This is a genomic window from Shewanella sairae (genome assembly GCF_023283535.1).
GTDB lineage: Bacteria > Pseudomonadota > Gammaproteobacteria > Enterobacterales > Shewanellaceae > Shewanella > Shewanella sairae.
This window is the reverse complement of sequence record NZ_JAKILT010000191.1, coordinates 1-1,058: the sequence shown is the minus strand read 5'-3', so window position 1 is coordinate 1,058 and position 1,058 is coordinate 1. Positions and strand designations below refer to the sequence as shown.

Sequence of the window (1,058 nt, the reverse complement as noted above, 5' to 3'; positions counted from 1 at the left end):
GTTTCCAGTTTTTGACGAATATCTTTCTTATTGAACTTGAAACTGCTTATGAAAGCCGACACCCAATATGGAACATTACGTTTGATTGAGTTTGAATATATAGCATTATCTATTAAGCTGTCCATTTTAATTGCGTTTATTAACTTTACGTATGCAGTAAATATTGTTGTTGCGAGCAGCAAAGAAACTACAATATTTGCGTAATCCATCATTATTTACTTACTCCGCCCAGTATAGTTCTTATCATAGCGAAACCAATTATTTCACTAATTAAAACATAGTAGAATATTCCTCTCCCCGCCTCTTCATACATAACAAAGTTGTAATTATCCACATTAGTCACATATAGTATACCAAGAAATACTAGAGGCAAAAAACCGATTATCTTGGCAGACATCCGGGCTTCGGAAGTTAGCGAGTCTTTCTTTTTTTCTATATTTCTTGAGGCGAAAATCAAACGATTTATTCTTGTTATAACCTCTTTTAGTTGCCCTCCTCTTGTAATGTTAACTCGAATAGTTGATATGAAAAAAAAATACTCTAAATATGGAAATCTTAGACTACTTCGAGCTAGTACAATTTCTGGGTCCTCACCAATTTGAAACCTTTTTGCCATATACTTAAACTCTTCCCCTACAGAGTTATTTAGTTGCTCACCAACATACTCAAACCCCTGCATAATCCCTTGACCTGAAGTTATTGCACTAGCAAGAATATTTAAAGCATCTGGGAACTGCTCTCGAAACAATAATTCCTGTCGTTTTTTAAGATGTTGATAAAGAAAAAACAACAGTATAGGTTCAATAAACAAAAGGCATTTCCAATATGTAAGGCGGAAAAACAAATCGTTTAATAAATAAATGGCGATAAATGTTGTTAATAAAAAAGCTACCATTTTAAGAAATGAATTAGGGCCTAGACCTCTTGCAAGCGTACCCTTTATTTGTTGTGTATGGATTGTTAAACTATTTTCAAACGCTACCAAGTTAATCACTTTTATTTGCGCATTTTTCTTCTTAGTATGAGAAATACCAATCCAACAATCTATCTGTTTTTTT

General features: G+C 33.1%; 2 protein-coding genes. Both read right to left on the bottom strand.

Annotated elements, in window-relative coordinates:
* The coding region (locus L2748_RS24075) for a hypothetical protein (RefSeq protein ID WP_248957830.1) at positions 1 to 212 on the bottom strand (212 nt) is incomplete at its 3' end.
* The coding region (locus L2748_RS24070) for a type II secretion system F family protein (RefSeq protein ID WP_248957829.1) at positions 212 to 1,058 on the bottom strand (847 nt) is incomplete at its 5' end. The genes L2748_RS24070 and L2748_RS24075, both read right to left, overlap by 1 nt.